Source organism: Pseudomonas sp. CJQ_9, from assembly GCF_043106615.1.
In the GTDB taxonomy this organism is placed as follows: domain Bacteria; phylum Pseudomonadota; class Gammaproteobacteria; order Pseudomonadales; family Pseudomonadaceae; genus Aquipseudomonas; species Aquipseudomonas juntendi.
This window is the reverse complement of the sequence record NZ_JBICMS010000079.1, coordinates 13,215-31,505: the sequence shown is the minus strand read 5'-3', so window position 1 is coordinate 31,505 and position 18,291 is coordinate 13,215. Positions and strand designations below refer to the sequence as shown.

Here is an 18,291-nt window from a genome sequence, read left to right as displayed (position 1 = left end):
GGCGAAATTTACACGGCTGGGCGGCCCGCAGCGGGCGCCCTGGCGGCCAGCCCGGCGAAACGAAACCGGCCGGTCCCTGGGCAGGGATCGGCCGGTTTCAGGTGCCTGTCGGCAGCTGCTGGCGGGCTTAGAACTCGCCGCGCAGGGTCAGCATGTAGTTACGAGGGTCGCCGTAGAAGTTGCCGTTCGCCGCACTGGAGACCGTCTGGTAGTAGGTCTTGTCGAACAGGTTGTTGGCGTTGAGCGACAGCGTCCAGTGGTCATCCACGCGGTAGCGCACCAGGGCATTCCAGACGGCGTAGCCGCTTTGCTTGTAATCGAACGGAATGTTCGACTCGACCACGTTGCCATTGCCGTCCACGCGCACGGTGGTACCGCTGACGTAAGTGGCGCTCTGTACATCGACGCCACCGCCGACGGTCCAGTCCTTGAACGCGTCAGGCAGCTGGTAGGTGGTCCACAGCTTGAACTGATGCTTGGGCGTGATAGTGCTCAAGGCCGTGCTGTCGGTCTCGTTCTTGTTGTAGTTGTACACGTAGCTGGCCATCAGGTTCCAATCCGGGAGGATCTCGCCCGTCGCTTCCAGCTCGATGCCCTTGCTGACGACCTCGCCCTGGTTCACGTAGCAGCAGCTGCCGCCATACAGCACCGACGCCTGCGGGTAGTTGGTGTCTTGCACCGCGCCGTTCTTGCGCTTGGTGTAGAACACCGCCAGGCTGGTATTCAGGCGGCCGTCGAACAGTTCGCCCTTGATGCCCAGCTCGGTGGTCTTGCCCTCGAGCGGCTCGAGCACGTCGTTGCTGCCCAACGGCCCGCGCAGGTAGCTCTGCTGCGGCTTGTAGATCTTCGAGTAGCTGCCGTACAGCGACCATTGATCGTCGAGGTCATAGATGGCGCCGAAGTACGGCACGAAGCGCGTCGGTTCGCGCATGTCGATGTCGCTCTGCACCACGCCTGCGTTGGTGTAGACCTGCTGGAAATGGTAACGGGCCGCGCGCCCGCCGACGATGACCTTGAGCGGGTCGCTCACCTGCAGGGTCAGGCGCCCGTACAGGCCGTACTGCTCCTGGGTGTTGGGGCTGTAGTCGCGCGGGGTCACCAGCGAGGTGGTGGTCGGCTTCCAGTAGCCTGGGTCGAACACGTCGATCGGCACGCCGGTGCCGGTAAACACCCCCGAGCCCTGCCAGCGGCTGGTGACGCGCTGGTAGTCGGCGCCCAGCACGAACTGGTGCTCACGGCCAAAGGCATCGAAGCTGCCGGACAGGTTGCTGTCGACCAGGTCCTGGCTGGTGGAATAGACGTTGTAGCTGGCCCGCCAGACTGGCCCGGCCAGGGTCACCGGGTTGACCGCGTTGCCCGACACCGCCGCCAGCGCCTTGCCGGCGTCACGGGTATTGGTGTACGAGACGTTCAGCTTCCAGTCGTTGTCGAAGTAGTGGTCGATCTTGGTGAAGATTTCCTGGGAGATGTTGTCCATGTAGGACCAGTTCTGCCCCAGGTTGGTGTGCCGCGCCAGGCCGATGTCGGCACCGGTGGTGTAGCGCGGCAGGCCCAGCGACGAGTTGGAGTGGGTGCTTTCGTACATGCCGCCCAGGGTGAAGATGGTCTGCGGGCCGAGGTCGACCTCGAACACCCCGTAGACCGTGGGTTTCTGAGTGGCCAGCTTGTCGGTGAAGTACTGGCGGTCGTTGTAGGCCGTGACCAGCCGGCCACGCACGTTGCCGCTGTCGGTCAGCGGGCCGGTCAGGTCGACCTGAGTGCGGTAGTTGTCCCACGAACCGGCGGCGGCCTCGAGCTTGAGCTGGAAGTCCGACAGCGGGCGCTTGCGCACCAGGTTGATGACGCCACCCGGGTCGCCGACGCCGCCGAACAGTGCGCCCGAACCGCGCAGCACCTCGACATGGTCGAATTCGGCCAAGTTGTACAGGCGGCGCGAATAGAAACTGGTGGCCACCGACGACAACGCCATGGGCGCGGCACCGTCGATCTGGATGCTGTCGATGTTGAAGCCGCGCGAGTAGAACTCGTAGGTGTCGCTGGTGGTTTTCTGCACTGTGACGCCCGGGGCCATTTTCAGCGCGTCCTGCAGGCTGGTGATACTGCGGTCTTCGATCAGCTGGCTGGACAGCACCGACACCGACTGTGGCGTGTCGCGCAGGCTGGTCGGCGTCTTGGAACCGACGCTTACCGCACCGGTGGTGTACGAGCCACTGTTCTCGGTCATCTCGCCCATGCCCTGGCTGGTGATGGCCGTGGACTGCAGGGTGATGCCGTTGGTGCTGCTGGTGGCCGGCAGCAGGATCACCGCGCCGTTCTCGATCTGGAAGCTATAGCCGGTGCCATCGAGCAGCATGTGCAGGGCGGTTTCCGATTCCATGGTGCCGGACACGCGCGACGATTGCGCATCGCCGATCATCTCGGGCGAGAACAGGATCTGCAGGCCGGTCTGCTCGCCGAACGCGCGCAGGGCGCTGCCCAGTGGCTGCTTCGCAATATCGACCTTCACCTCTTTGGCGTAGGCCGCGTTCCCCAAGGCCAGTAGCACCGCCGATACCGACAGGCAAAGTATGCTCTTTTGCAGTGCAGACGCCTTGCGTCGCCCTTGCCGTACTACGGAACCCATTGTAATCCCCTTGCTGTGATGGTCTTTTCTAATGGTTGGCGTAAAAATGACGCCCCGCAGCCCCCTTCCCGAGCTGCGCCGGCACCTACGCCTTGGATGAAGGCGTAGATGAGACGAGCGACGTTCAGGAGAAATTAGAGTTTTTTGCAATTTTGTGAACAGGCCCGGGCGCGGACGCACCCGGGCCCTCGGTTCAGCGCTGGGTTTCGCGCAGGCGCCGGGCCTTTTCTTCCAGTGCCGCGCGTTGCTCCGGCGGCAATGCCTCCAGTTGCAAGTGGGCACGGGCCAGCGCTTCCAGCGCCTGCGCATCGCTGCCGGGCAATGCGCCCAGGGCCTGGGCAAGCTCGGCCACGGTCGGGTTGTCGAACACCAGGGCCGGGCTCACCTCGCGGCGCAGCACGTTGCGAATGCCCGCCACCAGCTTGATTGCCAGCAACGAGTGACCGCCGGCGGCAAAAAAGTCCTGGTGCAGGCCCAGGGCCGGCTGCTCCAGCAATTGCCCCATACGCTTGGCCAGCAGGCGTTCCAGCGCCGAGCGGGCTGGCTGCTGCTCGGTTTGCGGGGCCTGCGGTGCCAGCTTCGCCAGGGCCTGGCGGTCGACCTTGCCATTGGCCAGCCGGGGCAACTGCGCCACCAACTGGATACGCCGTGGTAGCAAAGGCTCCGGCAGGCGCAAGGCCAGGTCGCGGCGGATACTGGCTTGCGGGTTCTGCTCATCGGCCTGCACCACCACGAAGGCCGCTGGCTGCAGCCCCGCCTGGGCGTCCTCGGCAGGTACCGCGACCACCGCTGCCTCACGCACACAGGCCACCCGCTGCAGCTCGGCCTCAAGTTCCGCCAGCTCGACCCGGAAGCCATTGAGCTTGACCTGCTGGTCGCTGCGCCCATGCAGGGCCAGGCTGCCATCCACGCGGTAACGGGCCAGGTCGCCCGTGCGATACAGCCGCTCCCCCGGCGCGAACGGGTGGTCGACGAAGGCTTCGCCCGCGTTGTTCAGGTAGCCCCGGCACAGCTGCCGGCCGCTGATGTAGAGCTCGCCCAGCACGCCAGGGGGCACCAGGCGGTGCCGTGCATCCAGCACGTACACCTGGTTGCCCGGCAGCACGCTGCCCAGCCCGACCGGCCCGTGGCCGAGCGCCTCAGGCGTCAGCACCTGTACCATCACCCCGACCGTGGCCTCGGTGGGGCCATAGTGGTTGAACACGCGGCAATCGGCGCGCAACTGGAAGACCCGTTGGAGCAGGCCAGGGGCTGGCGCCTCGCCACCCAGCACCAGGGTGCCAGGCAGGCGTGGTTGTTCGGCTTCGAGCAAGGCGCCCAGGTGCGAAGGGACGATCTTCAGGCAATCGACCTCGCCGGCCACCAGGTAGTCCCTGAAGCGTTCGGGGTCGCGCAGGGTGTCTTCATCCGCCACCAGCAGGCAAGCCCCGTTGTACAGGGCACCGAACAGGGTGGTGTTGCCCAGGTCCGCCGCCACGCCGCTGGTGAAGGCGAACCGCGAGCACTGCTCCAGGCCCAGGAGCTGCGTGGCACCGGCCAGGTAGTTGGCCAACTGCCGATGCTCGATCACCACGCCCTTGGGCTCGCCGGTGGAGCCGGAGGTGAACAGCACGTAGGCCGCCTCATCGCCCTGCAACGGGCACGCTGGCGCACCGTCGTCTGCCTGCTGCACCACCAGCGCCGCAGGGTCGAGCAACTGCACACCCTGCGCGTGCCACGGATCTGGCTGCGCGGGCTGGCCGAGCAGCCAGGCCGCGCCCGCCAGGCCGACGATGCTGGCCTGGCGTGCCTGTGGCCAGTGCGGGTCCAGCGGCACATAGGCCGCGCCCAGCCACCAGGTGGCCAGGATCGATTCCACCAGGGCACTCGAACGGGGCAAGGCGACGGCCACCCGCGCCCCCGGCCCCACGCCCTGGGCAGCCAGGCCGGCAGCCAGGCGCCGTACCCGCTGCCCCAAGCCGGCGTAACTCAGGCGCTGCTCGCCGTGCACCAGCGCATCGCGGCTCGGCGCCTGTGCCAGCCACTGCGCCAGCCGGGCCATCAGCAATGGCGCCGGCGACGTCGGTACTGCCGGGTTGAGGGCCAGCAGGCGTGCCTGCTCCGCCGCGCCGACCAGGTCAAGCGCGCCGATCGCTGTCGTGGCGTCATCGACAACCCCTTGCAGCAACATCAGCAGCTGTTCGAGCAGACGCTGCACGCTGGAAGCGCTGTAGCAGTCGGGCAGAAACTCGAGCGCCAGTGCCTTGCAATCCCCGTGCGCCGACAGCTGCACCTGCAGCAACAGTTCACAGCCATCAGCGCCTTGCGCCACCTGCTCCAGGCGCCACCCCGACGGGGCGTCGGCGCAGTACTCACGCACAGCGGCAAAACCCAGGGCGGGCAGCGCCTGGTCAGGCGCCGCCGCCCAGTACTCCTGCCAGGTCACGTGCTGCGCCGCCAGCGCGGCGAACGCGCTCACCCACGCATCGAAGCGCTGGTTTTCATCAATACGCACCTGCACCGGCAGGGCCTTTTCCAGCACGCCGGCGCTCTGGGCAAAGTAGTCATAGTCCTCACGGCCGTCATGCCGCCATTGCGCGAGGAAAGCGGGTTGGTCGCTGACCCGCCCCAGCAGCGCCCACCAGGCGGCCTGCAACAAGGTTGGCACTGCCACCTGCAACGCGGCGGCCCGGCCTTGCAGGCCGGCCTTCAGCGCCGGGTCGAGTGCGACCTGCACCCGCTGCACCGGCGTTCCACGGTTGTCGCCGAGGCGATACGCCAGCCTGGCATGGCCGCTCGCCTCACCGTGAAGATGATCGTGCCAGTACCGCCGGGCCTGCCCGGCATCCTCGTCGATGGCCGTTTCCGCACGCCATTGCAGGTACTGCTCGAAGCACCCGGCCGCCTCGTCCTGGCATGTATCAGGTGCCCGGTACAGGGTGATCAGCCCTTCGGCCAGCAGGCCCATGCCAGGGCCATCGACCAGCACGCTGGCCACCGCCAGGGTCAGTTGCCAATGCGTCTGGTCCAGGCGCAGCAGCAAGGCTTGCGCCCAGGGGCCCTGGGCCAGGGAGAACGGCGTGTCCGCCCAGGCCTGGCGTTGCTGCTCAAGCGCCTCGGCAGGCAACGCCGACAGGTGCGCGGCCAATGCCAGTGGCGTGCGGTCGGCGCCAGGGCACCAGCGCAGGCCGTGGAAGCCCGGCACCGTCTGCAGCCGCGCGGTCAGCTCGGGGTGCAGCTCGGGCAGCGCGGCCACGGCGCGCTGCAGGCGCGGCACATCCAGCTCGCCCTGGATGTGCAGGGTGACCTGCCGGCACGCCTGGGCGAAGGTCGTGGCGCGCTGCAGGGCCTTCAGGGTCACTTGCTGTTGCGGGCACAGGGCAACGCTTTCAGACATTGGCGTGCTCATGCGTCCACCTCCTGTGGCTGTACCTGGGTCGCCGCCAGGCTGGCCCGGTCGAGCATGTCGCCCATGGCGACGACGATCTTGCGCGGCCCTTCGAAGGGGTCGCGGGCGTGGGCGACCAGCATGTTGTCCAGCAGGATCACGTCGCCCTTGCGCCAGTCGAAACGCACCGCGCAGGCTTCGTACAGTTCGCCGATGCGCTGCATCACCTCGTCCTCGATCGGCGAACCATCGCCGTAATACACGTTGCGCGGCATGCGCTCGTTGCCGAACAGCGTCAGCAGGTCTTCGCGCACGTCGGCATCCAGGCAGTAAGGGTGGTGCAGCTGCACCTGGTTGAAGAACGACCGCGCACCGCTCACCGGGTGGGTGATGATGGCCGGGCATGGCGTGCGGATCTGCAGCCCGTCATCGGCCAGCCACTGCCACTGGATACCGGAGGCCTGGCAGCGGGCCTCGACTTCGGCGCGCTGTTCGGTCTTGAAGAAATGTTGCCAGGACACGTCGAGCTTGCCGGTAAAGGTGCGCACGTACAGCAGGCCCTTGCGCTCGAACCGCTCACGCAGGGCGGTGGGCAGGCGCTGGTACATCTGCCGGCAATCGACCACCGGGGTGGCGCCACCGACCGGCGACGGCAGCTCGCAGTAGAACAGCTGCTTTCGCGGCCAGCTGTCCTGGTGGGCGCTTTCGTTGTGAAAGAGGATCATCTTCTTCTCGGGGTAAGGCGTGGAGCGGTAGGTGTTCTGCCCGCCCTCCTTCTTCGGCAGATCGCCGTAGTTGCCGTACAGGCCTGGCTGCACCGCCTCGGCGAACGCCTCGAACGCCTGGCTGTCGGGGATGCTGAAATTGCGGAACAGGATGCCACCGTGGTGAACCAGCTTTTCCTCGACCCAGGCGCGGTTGGCGGCGATCCAGCCGGTCACGTCAAGGCCAGGGTCGGTCGGCTCCAGCAGCAACGGGAACACCTGCTCTGGCACCAGCAGGGACTCGCGCACCGGTTGCTGCGCTTGCCCTGCCGGACGGGCCTGGTTCTTCTTCAGGAACTTGTCCAGCTTGTTGGCTTTGCCGGCAGGTACTGCCGGGCCGGCCGCCGCGTGTTGCATTGGCACGTTCATGTCTTCCACTCTCACGCTCTGGTCACATGTGATCTGCTCGAGAACGGCGATCCAGCCGTCCACGAACCCCTGGATCTCAGCCTGCTCGAACAACGCCGAGGCATACTGCCAATGGCCGCTGAGCTCGGCCTGCTGGCCCTGTTCGACGAACAGCGCCATGTCGAATTTCGACTGCTGCGACACGCTGGGCAGCGCCTCGACGCTCAACCCGTCGATACCCGCGGTGGGCAGTGGCAGGTCGTTCATCACGAACAGCACCTGCACCAGCGGGCTGATGCCCTTGTGCCGAGGTACCCGGGCGGCCTCGACGATCATGTCCAGCGGCAGGTCCTGATGCTCGAAGGCGTTGAGCAACTGCTCGCGCCCCTGCGCCAGGAACTGGGCGAAGGTGCTGCCGGGCAACTGGCGTGAGCGCACCGGCAGGACGTTGACGAAGAAACCGATCAACCCTTCGAGTTCAGGCTGCTGGCGGCCGGCGTAGTCGACGCCCACCACCACATCGTCACTGCGGGTCAGGCGGTGCAGGTAGGCCTGGAAGGCCGCCAGGATCACGCTGTACAGGGTGACCTGGGCCTGCGCCGCCAAGGCGTTGAGTGCCGCGGTCAAACCTTCGCGCAGGCGGAACGGGACCGTGCCGCCCTCATGGCTGGCCTTGGCAGGCCGAGGCTGGCGCAGCGGCAACGGCAGCTGCCCGGAGTAGCCAGCCAGCGTCCGTGCCCAGTACTGCGCCTGTTGATGCAGCACGCCAGCGTCCTGCAACGCCTGCTGCCAGTGGGCGAAGTCCGAGTATTGCAGCGCCAGTGGCGGCAGCGGCGTGGGGTCGCCCGCGCGCAGGCGGGCATAGATCCGCACCAGTTCGTTGGCCATGACCGCCATCGACCAGCCATCGGAGATGATGTGGTGCATCGAATAGAACAGCACATGCTCCTGCGGCCCCAGGCGGGCGAGCTGCATGCGCAGCAGCGGCCCCTGATCGAGCACGAACGGATGGGCTTCGTTGGCCAGCGCCTGGGCCGCCACCTGGGCCTCCTGTTCGGCGCGGCTCAACTGCGACCAGTCGTGCAACGGCAGGTCTACGACCAGGTGTGGCGCGATCAGGGCAAGCGGTTCGCCCTCGCTGTCCTGGCCATAGGTGGTGCGCAGCACCTCATGGCGGCCGACCACAGCCTGCAGGCTGGCACGCAGCAGCTCGACCGACAGTTCGCCGCGCAGGCGCAACGCCATGGGCATGCCATAGGCGGCACTGCCCGGGGACAGTTGCTCGACCACCCACAACCGGCGCTGCACCAGCGCCAGCGGCGCCTGGGTGCTGCCGGCGCGGGCCTGCAACAGCGGCAGCGCTGGCTGCGCCTGTTCGTCATGGCCCAGGCAGGCGACAAACGCGTCCAGCCGCGGGTGATCGAACAGGGCACGCAGCTTCAGGCCCGGCGCCAGTTGCTGGCGCACCCGCGCCACCACCTGGGTCGCCAGCAGCGAATGCCCGCCCAGGGCGAAGAAGTCATCGCTGCGCCCTACCCGCTCGACGTCCAGCACTTGGGCCCAGATCGCCGCCACCTGCTGTTCGCGCTCGCCCTTGGGCGCGACATAGGCATGCCCCTGGCGATCGGTCTGTGGCTGCGGCAACGCCTTGCGGTCGAGCTTGCCATTGGCGGTCAATGGCAGGCTGGCGAGAAACAGCAGATGGGCCGGCACCATGTGCTCGGCCAGCACCGCCTTGAGCGCGGCACGCAAGCTGTCGCGCAGGCCCTGCTGGGCCTCCAGGCTGCCCGGCAGCGCTTCGGCAGGCACCACATAGGCCACCAGCTGCGTGCCGCCCGGCCCTTCCTGGGCCAGCACCGCCGCTTCGCGCACGACCGCCTGCTCCACCAGCCGGGCTTCGATTTCCCCCAGCTCGATGCGGAAGCCCCGCACCTTGACCTGGTGGTCGATACGGCCGTTGTATTCAATCACCCCATTGCCTGCGCTACGGGCCAGGTCGCCCGTGCGGTAGAGCCGCCCGCCCCCTTGCGCGCTGGTGTCGAAGGGGTCGGGCACGAAGCGTTCGGCGGTCAGCGCCGGGCGGTTGAAATAGCCCCGGGCCAGGCCGGCCTGGCCGACATGCAGCTCACCCCGGCAACCCTGTGGCGCCAGCTCGAACGCTTCGTCCAGCAGGTACCAGGTCAGGTCGTCGATGACCCGGCCCAACGGGCTGGTCACACCGCCCTGCAAGTCCGCGCGGGTCACCGGGCGGTAGGTGACGTGCACGGTGGTCTCGGTGATGCCGTACATGTTGATCAACTGCGGCGTGGCATCGCCGAACTGGTCGAACCAGGGTGCGAGGCTGGCCACATCCAGCGCTTCACCGCCAAACACCACATAGCGCAGGGCAAGTGCCTTGCCCTCGCGGGCGCCGGCACAGGCGGCGCGAATCAGCGGTTTGAACGCCGAAGGGGTCTGGTTCAGCACCGTGACCCGCTCCTGCACCAGCAGCTCATGGAAATCTTCGGCCGAGCGTGCCACGTCCTGCGGCACGATCACCGCCCGCCCGCCATACAGCAGCGCGCCGAACAGCTCCCACACGGAGAAATCGAAGGCGTAGGAATGGAACACCGTCCAGACATCCCCGGCGTCGAAGCCGAAATCGCCCTGGGTCGCCGCGAACAGGCGCGTGACGTTCTGGTGCGCGAGCAAGGTGCCCTTGGGCTTGCCGGTGGAGCCGGAGGTGTAGATCACATACGCCAGGTTCTGCGGATGCGCACCACTGTCGGGGTTGGCCTCGCTGTAGGCGGCCCAGGCGCCCTCGCCGCTGCCCACCTCCAGGCACTGCACCGCCGGGCCGGCCGACAGCCGCGGCTGCAGGTGCGGCTGGGTCAGCACCCACTGCACGCCACTGTCCTCCAACATGTAGGCCAGGCGTTCGCTCGGGTAATGCGGGTCCAGCGGCAGGTAGGCGCCACCGGCCTTGAGAATGGCCAACAGGCTGACGACCATCTCCAGGCTGCGCTCCAGCGCCACACCAACGCGCACATCCGGCCCCACGCCCAACTCGCGCAAGCGGTGCGCCAGGCGGTTGGCCCGGCGATTGAGCTGGTCATAGCTCAAGTGCTGGCGGCCCAGGGTCACGGCGATGGCCTGCGGGTTGCGCGCCACCTGCTGCTCGATCAGCTGGTGCAGGCAATGGCCTTGTGGGTAGTGCGCGGTGCGCGGGTTCCAGGCCTGCACAGTCTGGCGTTGTTCGTCGGCATCGAGCAACGCCACCCGGGCGATCGCCTGCTGCGGTGCAGCGGCGACCGCTTGCAGCAACCGCATCCAGTGCCGCCCCAGGCGCTCGACGGTCGCGGCATCGAACAGTGCGGTCGCATAGGTCAGCGACGCCGCCAGGGTGGTGCCGTTGTCGACGGTGTCCAGGGTCAGGTCGAACTGCGCGGTGGCATGGGCATGCGGCCACATCTCCAGGCTCAGCCCCGGCAGCGTGCGGCGGTCGCCCTGGGCGTGGCCCTGATGGTTGAACATGACCTGGAACAGCGGGCTGTGGCTTTGGCTGCGCTCGGGCTGCAAAGCCTCCACCAGTTGCTCGAACGGCAGGTCCTGGTGCATCTGCGCGCCCAAGGCGGCCTGTTTAACCTGGGCCAGCAAGCCGGCAAAGGTGGTGTCGGGGGCGAATTCGGCCTTCATCACCTGGGTGTTGACGAAGAAGCCGATCAACTGCTCGGTTTCCACCTGCGTGCGGTTGGCGATGGGCACGCCGACGCGGATATCGGCCTGGCCCGAGTAACGTTGCAGTACGCTTTGCCAACCCGCCAGCAACACCATGAACAACGTGGCATCGGCCGCCGATGCCAACGCCCGCAACGATTGGGTGAGCGGTGCGTCGAGCTGCAGCGCCAGGCGTGCGCCAGCGTGGCTTTGCACGGTGGGCCGCGGCCGGTCGGTAGGCAGTTGCAGCAACGGCTGCTCGCTGCCCAGTTGGGCGCGCCAGTAGGCCAGCTGGCGGTCGCGTTCGCCGCCCGCCATCCATTGGCGCTGCCACTGGGCGTAATCGGCGTACTGGATCGCCAGCGCCGGCAGCGTCACGGGCTGCCCCTGGCGGTGCCCCTCATACAGTTGCACCCACTCGTCGAGCATGATCGGCACCGACCAGCCGTCGGTGACGATGTGGTGCTGGGTGACGATCAGCACATGCTCGGCCTGGCCCCGCGACAGCAGGCGCACGCGCATCAACGGCCCGTGCTGCAGGTCGAAGGGGCACTGGATTTCCGCGTCGATGCGCGCCTGCACCTGGGCATCGTCCCAGGCCTGCGCATCCTCCACGGCGAACGCCAGTGGCAGGCTGGCGTGGATGACCTGGCGCACCTGGTCGCCGTCCTGGCAGAAGGTCGTGCGCAGCGGCTCGTGGCGAGCGATCAGGTCATTGAAGCTGCGTTGCAGGGCGGGCACATGCAGTGCCCCGGTCAGGCGCAGCACGGCCGGCACATGGTACGCCGCACTGTCAGGTTGCAACTGCCAGAGGAACCAGTGCCGTTGCTGGCCGTAGGACAACGCCAGAGGCTGGTCACGGTCCACCTGGGGAATGCCGCCCTGGGTTGCGCGCGCCGCGCCCCCGGCCAGCGCGGCGAAGTCGGCCAGCACTGGAGCCTCGAACACGCTGCGCAGCGGCAGCTCGATGCTCAGGGCCTGACGGACCCGGGAGATCATCTGGGTGGCCAGCAACGAGTGGCCGCCCAGCTCAAAGAAGTGGTCGGCGCGCCCCACGCGGTCCAGCTTGAGCACCTGCGCCCAAAGGTCGGCGACCTGCGCCTCCAGGGTACTGGCCGGGGCTTGGTAGGCCTGTTGCAACAAACTGGCATCGACCGCCGGCAGCGCCTTGCGGTCCAGCTTGCCGTTGGGCGACAACGGCAATGCCGGAAGAATGAGCAGGAACGCCGGCACCATGTGTTCGGGCAGGCTGCCCTTGAGCGCATCGCGCAAGGTGTCACGCAGCGCCGCTTCGGCCTGCAGGTCGCCGGCCTGCCCAGCCTCGGCAGGCACCACGTAGCCCACCAGTTGCACGCCGTTGGCGGTCGGCTGCGCCAGCACCACGGCTTCGCGCACCAGGGCGTGGCCCAGCAGGTGGCCCTCGATCTCGCCCATTTCCACACGGAACCCGCGGACCTTGACCTGGTGGTCGATCCGCCCGCTGTACTCCAGCACACCATCGGTGCGGTACCGCGCCAGGTCACCGGTGCGGTACAGGCGCCCACCGCCTGCCAGACTGGTGTCGAAGGGGTCGGGCACGAAGCGCTCGGCGGTCAGCGCCGGCCGGTTGAAATAGCCCCGCGCCAGGCAACCGTTGCCGCCGATCAACAGCTCTGCCACCACCCCCACGGGCGCCAGCGTGAAGCCGCTGTCGCACAGGTAGGTGGCACGCCCGCCGATGGCCGTGCCGATCGGTACGCTGGCCTTGGGCAACGCCTGCCAGGCGCTGGCCGAGCAGTCGAACACGGTCGACACCACCGTGGCCTCGGTGGGCCCGTAGGTATTGAGCAGACGCACGCCCTTGAGGCAGGAGGCAAACCAGTCGTTAAGGCCTTCGGGCGGCATGGCTTCGCCGCCCACGTGCACCTGGCGCAGGGCGCCACAGGACGACGCACCGCGCATGTGCGCGGCGAACAGCCGCCAGTACGCGGTGGGCAGGTCGGCCACGGTCACGCCCTGGCGGACGATGGTGTCGGTCAGCGTCTCGATGTCCCAGCGCTGTTCGCCCCGCATCACCACCTGCGCGCCCACGCACAGCGCCGGGTACAGCTGTTCGACGAAGCCGTCGAAGCTGACGGTGGCGAACTGCAACACCTTGTCTTCAGGGGTGAGTCGCGAATACGCCGCGGCCACCTGGCAGAACGCTGACAGTTCGCCACGGGCGATGGCCACGCCCTTGGGCTTGCCGGTGGAGCCGGAGGTGTAGATCACATAGGCCAGGTTGCTTGCCACGGCCAGCGGCTGCGGGTTGCCCTCATTGCCGCCCGCCAGTGCCTCCTGCGCCGCGCTCAGGTGCATGCGGCGCACGCCTGCCAGGTCTGGCAGGCTCGACGCCAGTTCGGGCTGGCTCAGCAGCAGTTCGATGCCACTGTCCTGGAGCATGTGCACCAGCCGCTCGCGCGGGTAGGACGGGTCCAGCGGCACATAGGCGCCACCGGCCTTGAGAACCGCCAGCAGGCCGACGATCAGGTCGAGGCTGCGCTGCGCCGCGATGCCGACCCGCACTTCAGGGCCCACGCCCTGTTCGCGCAAGCGGTGCGCCAGGCGGTTGGCCCGGCGGTTCAGCTCGCCGTAAGTCATGCTTTGGGCGTCGAGCACCAGCGCCGTGGCCTGCGGCCGTGCCTGGGCCTGGGCTTCGATCAGTTGCAGGGTGTCAGGCGCCAGGGCGGTGGCGGTGGGCAGGGGGTTCCAGTCCTGGACCAGCTGGCGCTGCTGCGCGGCATCGACCATCGGCAGCTCGGCAACGGCCACCTCGGCCTGACCGAGGCTGGCCAGCAAGGTCAGCCAGTGCCCCGCCAGGCGCTGGATGCGCTCGGCATCGAACAGGTCGGTGGCATAGTTGAAGGTCGCGGTCACGCCGTCCGAGCGCTCCAGGGTGTCCAGCGACAGGTCGAACTGGGTGGTCTGCTCCAGCCACTGCACTTCTTCCACTTGCAAGCCCTGCACGCTGTCACTGGAGACCTTCTCGCCCACATCCAGCAGGTGGTTGAACATCACCTGGAACAGTGGGTTGTGGCCCAGGCCGCGTTCCGGCTTGAGCTGCTCGACCAGCACGTCGAAGGGGATGTCCTTGTTGGCCTGGGCCTGAAGGGTGGTTTCCTTGACCGCGGCCAGCAACTGGCCAAAGGTGTGCGCGGGCACGATGCCGACCCGGGCAATGAGGGTATTGACGAAAAAGCCGATCAGGCCTTCCAGTTCCAGGCGGTTGCGATTGGTGACGGGAATACCGATGTTGAGGGTCTGCTGCCCGCTGTAGCGCGACAGCAGCAGGGCGAACGAGGCCAGGAACACATGGAACAGCGTGGCATTGGCTGCCACCGCCAGGCGCCGCAGCTGGCCGGTCAGTTCGGCGGGCAGTTGCACGTCGATGCGCCCGCCGCGGTAGCTCTGTTGCTGTGGACGCAGGCGGTCGGCAGGCAACTCCAGCACCGCGAAATCGTCCTCCAGATTGGCCTTCCAGAACGCCAGCTGCGCCTGCAACTGGCCCTCGGCCAGGCGCTGGCGCTGCCAGCCGGCATAGTCGGCGTACTGCACGGCCAGCGCCGGGCGCTGGTCGGCCTGCCCCTGGGTGCGGGCGTTGTAGACGGCGGCCAACTCGCGCACCATCACGCTCATCGACCAGCCGTCGGAGACGATGTGATGCAACGACACGGCCAGCAGGTGCTCCTGCGCGGCAGTGCGCCACAGCGCGACGCGCAGCAGCGGCCCCTGGGCCAGGTCGAAGGGGCTGGCGAACAGCTGGTCCAGGTGAGGCTTGAGCGCATCGCGTGACAGGCCGATCAGGTCCTGGGCCTTGATGAGCACCGGCGCGGCCGGTTTCACCACCTGCCAGGGCAGGCCATCGTGCTCGGCGAACACGGTGCGCAGGCTTTCGTGCCGCGCGACCAGCGTATCGAAGGCGGCCTGCAGGGCGCCCAGGTCCAGCGCGCCGCGCAAGGTCACCGCCAGTGGCGTGTTGTAGGCGGTGCTGTCGGGGTTGAGCTTCCAGAACATCCACTGCCGGTACTGGGCATGGGAGACGGGCAGGCGCTCGCTGCGGTCCAGCAGCGCGATGGCGCCGGCGCCGGTTTGCTCCAGGCCTTCGAGTACCTGGGCATACGCCTCCAGGTCCCGGGTATCGAACAGCACGCGCAAGGCCACTTCCCGCTGCAACTGCTGGCGGATCCGCGACACCACCTGCGTGGCCAGCAACGAGTGGCCGCCCAACGCGAAGAAGTTGTCGTCCAGGCCCACCTGGTCCACTTGCAGCACCTCGGCCCAGATTGCCGCCACCTTCGCTTGCAGCGCGGTTACCGGGGCACGGTAGTCCACCTGGGTGGCCACCGCCTGCGGCAGGGCTTGCAGGTCGACCTTGCCGTTGGCCGTCACCGGCAGGTGCGGCAACAGCATCAGGTACCGCGGCACCATGTGCTCGGGCAGCGTCTGGCGCAGGGCCAGCCGGGCGGCGTCGATGCAGGCCTGCCGGCCCGCGTCGTCCGCAGGCCACGCCCTGGGCACCAGGTAGGCGGCCAGTTGCCGGTTGTCCTGCGCGCCGACCACGCGCACCACAGCGGTGTCCAGCGCGGGCAACTGGCGCAGGCAGTTGTCGATTTCCGCCAGTTCCACGCGATAGCCACGGATCTTCAACTGGCCGTCCATGCGCCCGGCGAACGCCAGCTGGCCCTGGCCATCAGGGCGGACCCAGTCGCCGCTGCGGTACAGGCGGCCGCCCTGGCCCACAGGGTCGGGTACGAAGCGCTCGGCGGTCAGCGCCGGCTGCCCCAGGTAGCCCCTGGCCAGGCCCGCACCGCCCAGGTACAACTCGCCGCGCGCGCCAGCCGGCACCGGCAGCAGGCAGGCGTCGAAAACCTGCGCGCTGAGGTTGCCCAGCGGGCGCCCCAGCAAGGCCTGGCCGTGGACCTCATGGGTCAGCACACCGACCGTGGTTTCGGTCGGGCCGTAGTGGTTTAGCAGCCGCAGCCCCGGTGCCAGCGCGGCGATGCGCGCGATCAGCGCCGGGCTGATGGCCTCGCCGCCGACCACCAGGCAGCGCCGAGGCAGGGCATCGCTGCCGGCGGCGAGCATCGCCTGCAGGTGCGAGGGCACCATCTTCACCGCGTCGATGGCATGCCGTTGCAGGTAGTGCGCGTAGGCCTGGGCGTCCAGCACCGTATCATTGGCCAGCATGTGCAAGGTCTTGCCGTTGCACAGGGCGCCGAAGAGCATGGTGTGCCCCAGGTCTGCCGCCGGTGTGGTGACCATTGCCAGGCTGCGCAGTTCGTCGATACGCAGGCGTTCGCCCACGCCTTGCACATAGTTGGCCAGGGCGCCATGGCTGATGGCGACGCCCTTTGGTGTGCCGGTGGTACCGGAGGTGTAGATCACGTACGCCAGGTTGTCGGCGTGCACAGGCACGCGCGGCAACGGCGCCGCCGGGTAATCACCCGCGGGGTCGATACGCTCGATGCCGGGCGCCAGTTCCAGCCGCCCTGCCGGGGCCAGTACCCGCTTGACCTGGCTGTCAGCCAGCATGAAATCCAGCCGCGCCTGCGGCTGCTCCGGCTCCAGCGGCAGGTAGGCGGCACCAGCCTTGAGCACGGCCAGGATGGCGACCAGCATGTCGATGGAGCGATCGGCCAGCACCGCCACCCGCTCGTCGGGCTGCACGCCGGCGCCCAGCAGCACCCGGGCCAGGCCCTCGGCGCGGGCTTGCAGGGCGCCATGGCTGATCTGCTGGCTGCCACTGACTGCCGCCAACTGCTGCGGATCTCGTGCGGCAGCGGCATCGATCAGTGTGTGGACCGCCGCGGGGGCGTCAAACGCCTGGGGCACGACCAAGGGCGCTTCATCGCCCAGCACCAGCTCGCCCACCGGGCCTTGCGCATGCTCGGTCAGGCCCTGTAGCAGGCGCAGCCAGTGCTGGCTGAGCGTCGCCACGGTGTGCGGTTCGAAGCGGTCCACGGCATAGGTAAACACCGCGTGCAGGCGGCCGGCACTCTCGTAGGTGTCCAGCGACAGGTCGAAACGTGCGCTGTGCTTGTCCAGCGCGACTTTTTCCAGGGTCAGGCCGCTGGCCAGCTGAATCTGCCCTGCATCGGCGATGGCCGCCTGATGGTTGAACAGCACCTGGAACAACGGGGTATGGCTGGCACTGCGCGGCACGCCCAGGGCCTCGACCAACTGCTCGAACGGCAGGTCTTGGTGGGCCTGGGCCCCCAACGCGGTGTCCTTGACCCGAAGCAGCAGTTGCGCCACGTCCATCAGCGGGTCGATCTCGGTGTGCAGCACCTGGGTATTGATGAAGCAGCCGATCAGGCCTTCCACTTCACTGCGGTGGCGGTTGGCGACCGGTACGCCGACGCGAATGGCCCGCTGGCCGCTGTAGCGCTGCAGCAGCAACTTGAACGAGGCCAGCAGCACCATGAACAAGGTCACGCCATGGGCCTTGGCCAGGCTGGCCAGGCGCGCCGCCAGGTCCGCCTCGAGCTGCAGTTCCACACGCTTGCCGCGCAAGCTGGGCAGCGCTTGCTGCGGGTGGTCGAACGGCAGGTCGAGCGGCGCATGGTCGTCGCCCAGCTTGTCGCGCCAGTACGCCATCTGCCGCTCCTGCTCGCCCGCCTCCAGCCAGCTGCGCTGCCACAGGGCGTAGTCGCGGTACTGGATGGGCAAGGCCGGCAACGACAGCGGCACCTGGCTGCACGCGGCGTCGTACAGCTGCACGAACTCGTCGACCAGTACATTCAACGACCAGCCGTCGGCGACGATGTGGTGCAGCGTCAACATCAGCACATGCTCTTGCGCCTGCAACTTCACCAGTTGCACCCGCAGCAGCGGCCCTTGCACCAGGTCGAACGGCGCTTGCGCCTCGGCGGCGCCGAGCGTCAGGACCTGCTGCTCGCGCTCGCCGGCCTCGAGCAGGCTCAGGTCGTGGCGGGTGATGGCCACTGCAGCGGGCGGCAGTACCTCCTGCAGCCATTCGTCGGCGTCGGCCCGCAGGCGTGTGCGCAGGCTTTCGTGGCGGGCCACCAACTGATCGAACGCAGCTTGCAGCGCGACAAGATTCAGCTCGCCCTTGAGCCGCACGGCCATGGGCAGGTTGTAGGCCGCGCCCTGTGGGTCCAGCTGCCACAAGAACGCCATGCGCCGCTGTGCATACGAGAGCCGGTCACGGCTGGCCTCGGCGACATTGCCCGGGATCGGAAACACGGCAAAATCCACCCCCTCTCGTTGCAGCGCGGCCAGGAACAAACGGCGTTTTTCCGGCGGCAGTTCAATGAAGCGGCGAGCGAGTTTCAACGAATCTTCGGCATTCATGCGATGCGTCCTTAGCAATAGGAAGCGGGACCAGAGGGTCCAGTCATCCCACAAGGACGAAACTGCGCGGGGCCGATTTAGCCCCTGCAGCCGCGCGGCCGGGCGCCTGCAAATGCGTGCGCCGAACTTGGCCTACGGTGACGCCATGCGGTTATGAATGG

Annotated in this window: 3 protein-coding genes; all 3 read right to left on the bottom strand. The window is 67.9% G+C overall.

Going from position 1 to position 18,291, the window contains the following annotated elements:
* Positions 1-127: 127 nt before the first annotated feature.
* Complete coding sequence (locus ACF8SD_RS15525) at positions 128-2,623, bottom strand: TonB-dependent receptor (RefSeq protein WP_249414329.1); 2,496 nt, start codon at positions 2,621-2,623, stop codon at positions 128-130.
* Positions 2,624-2,816: 193 nt separating this feature from the next.
* A complete protein-coding gene (locus ACF8SD_RS15520) occupies positions 2,817-6,011 on the bottom strand; it encodes an amino acid adenylation domain-containing protein (protein WP_392485219.1) in 3,195 nt (1,064 codons plus the stop codon).
* Entirely contained in the window at positions 6,008-18,130 is a 12,123-nt protein-coding gene (locus ACF8SD_RS15515) for an amino acid adenylation domain-containing protein (RefSeq protein WP_392485218.1), read from the bottom strand. The genes ACF8SD_RS15520 and ACF8SD_RS15515 overlap by 4 nt, the downstream gene beginning before the upstream one ends.
* Positions 18,131-18,291: the final 161 nt, after the last annotated feature.

Bases quoted from the DNA above. Each gene is read 5' to 3' on its own strand.
- ACF8SD_RS15525 (WP_249414329.1), bottom strand. From the start codon at position 2,623: ATGGGTTCCGTAGTACGGCAAGGGCGACGCAAGGCGTCTGCACTGCAA.
- ACF8SD_RS15520 (WP_392485219.1), bottom strand. From the start codon at position 6,011: ATGAGCACGCCAATGTCTGAAAGCGTTGCCCTGTGCCCGCAACAGCAA.
- ACF8SD_RS15515 (WP_392485218.1), bottom strand. From the start codon at position 18,130: ATGAATGCCGAAGATTCGTTGAAACTCGCTCGCCGCTTCATTGAACTG.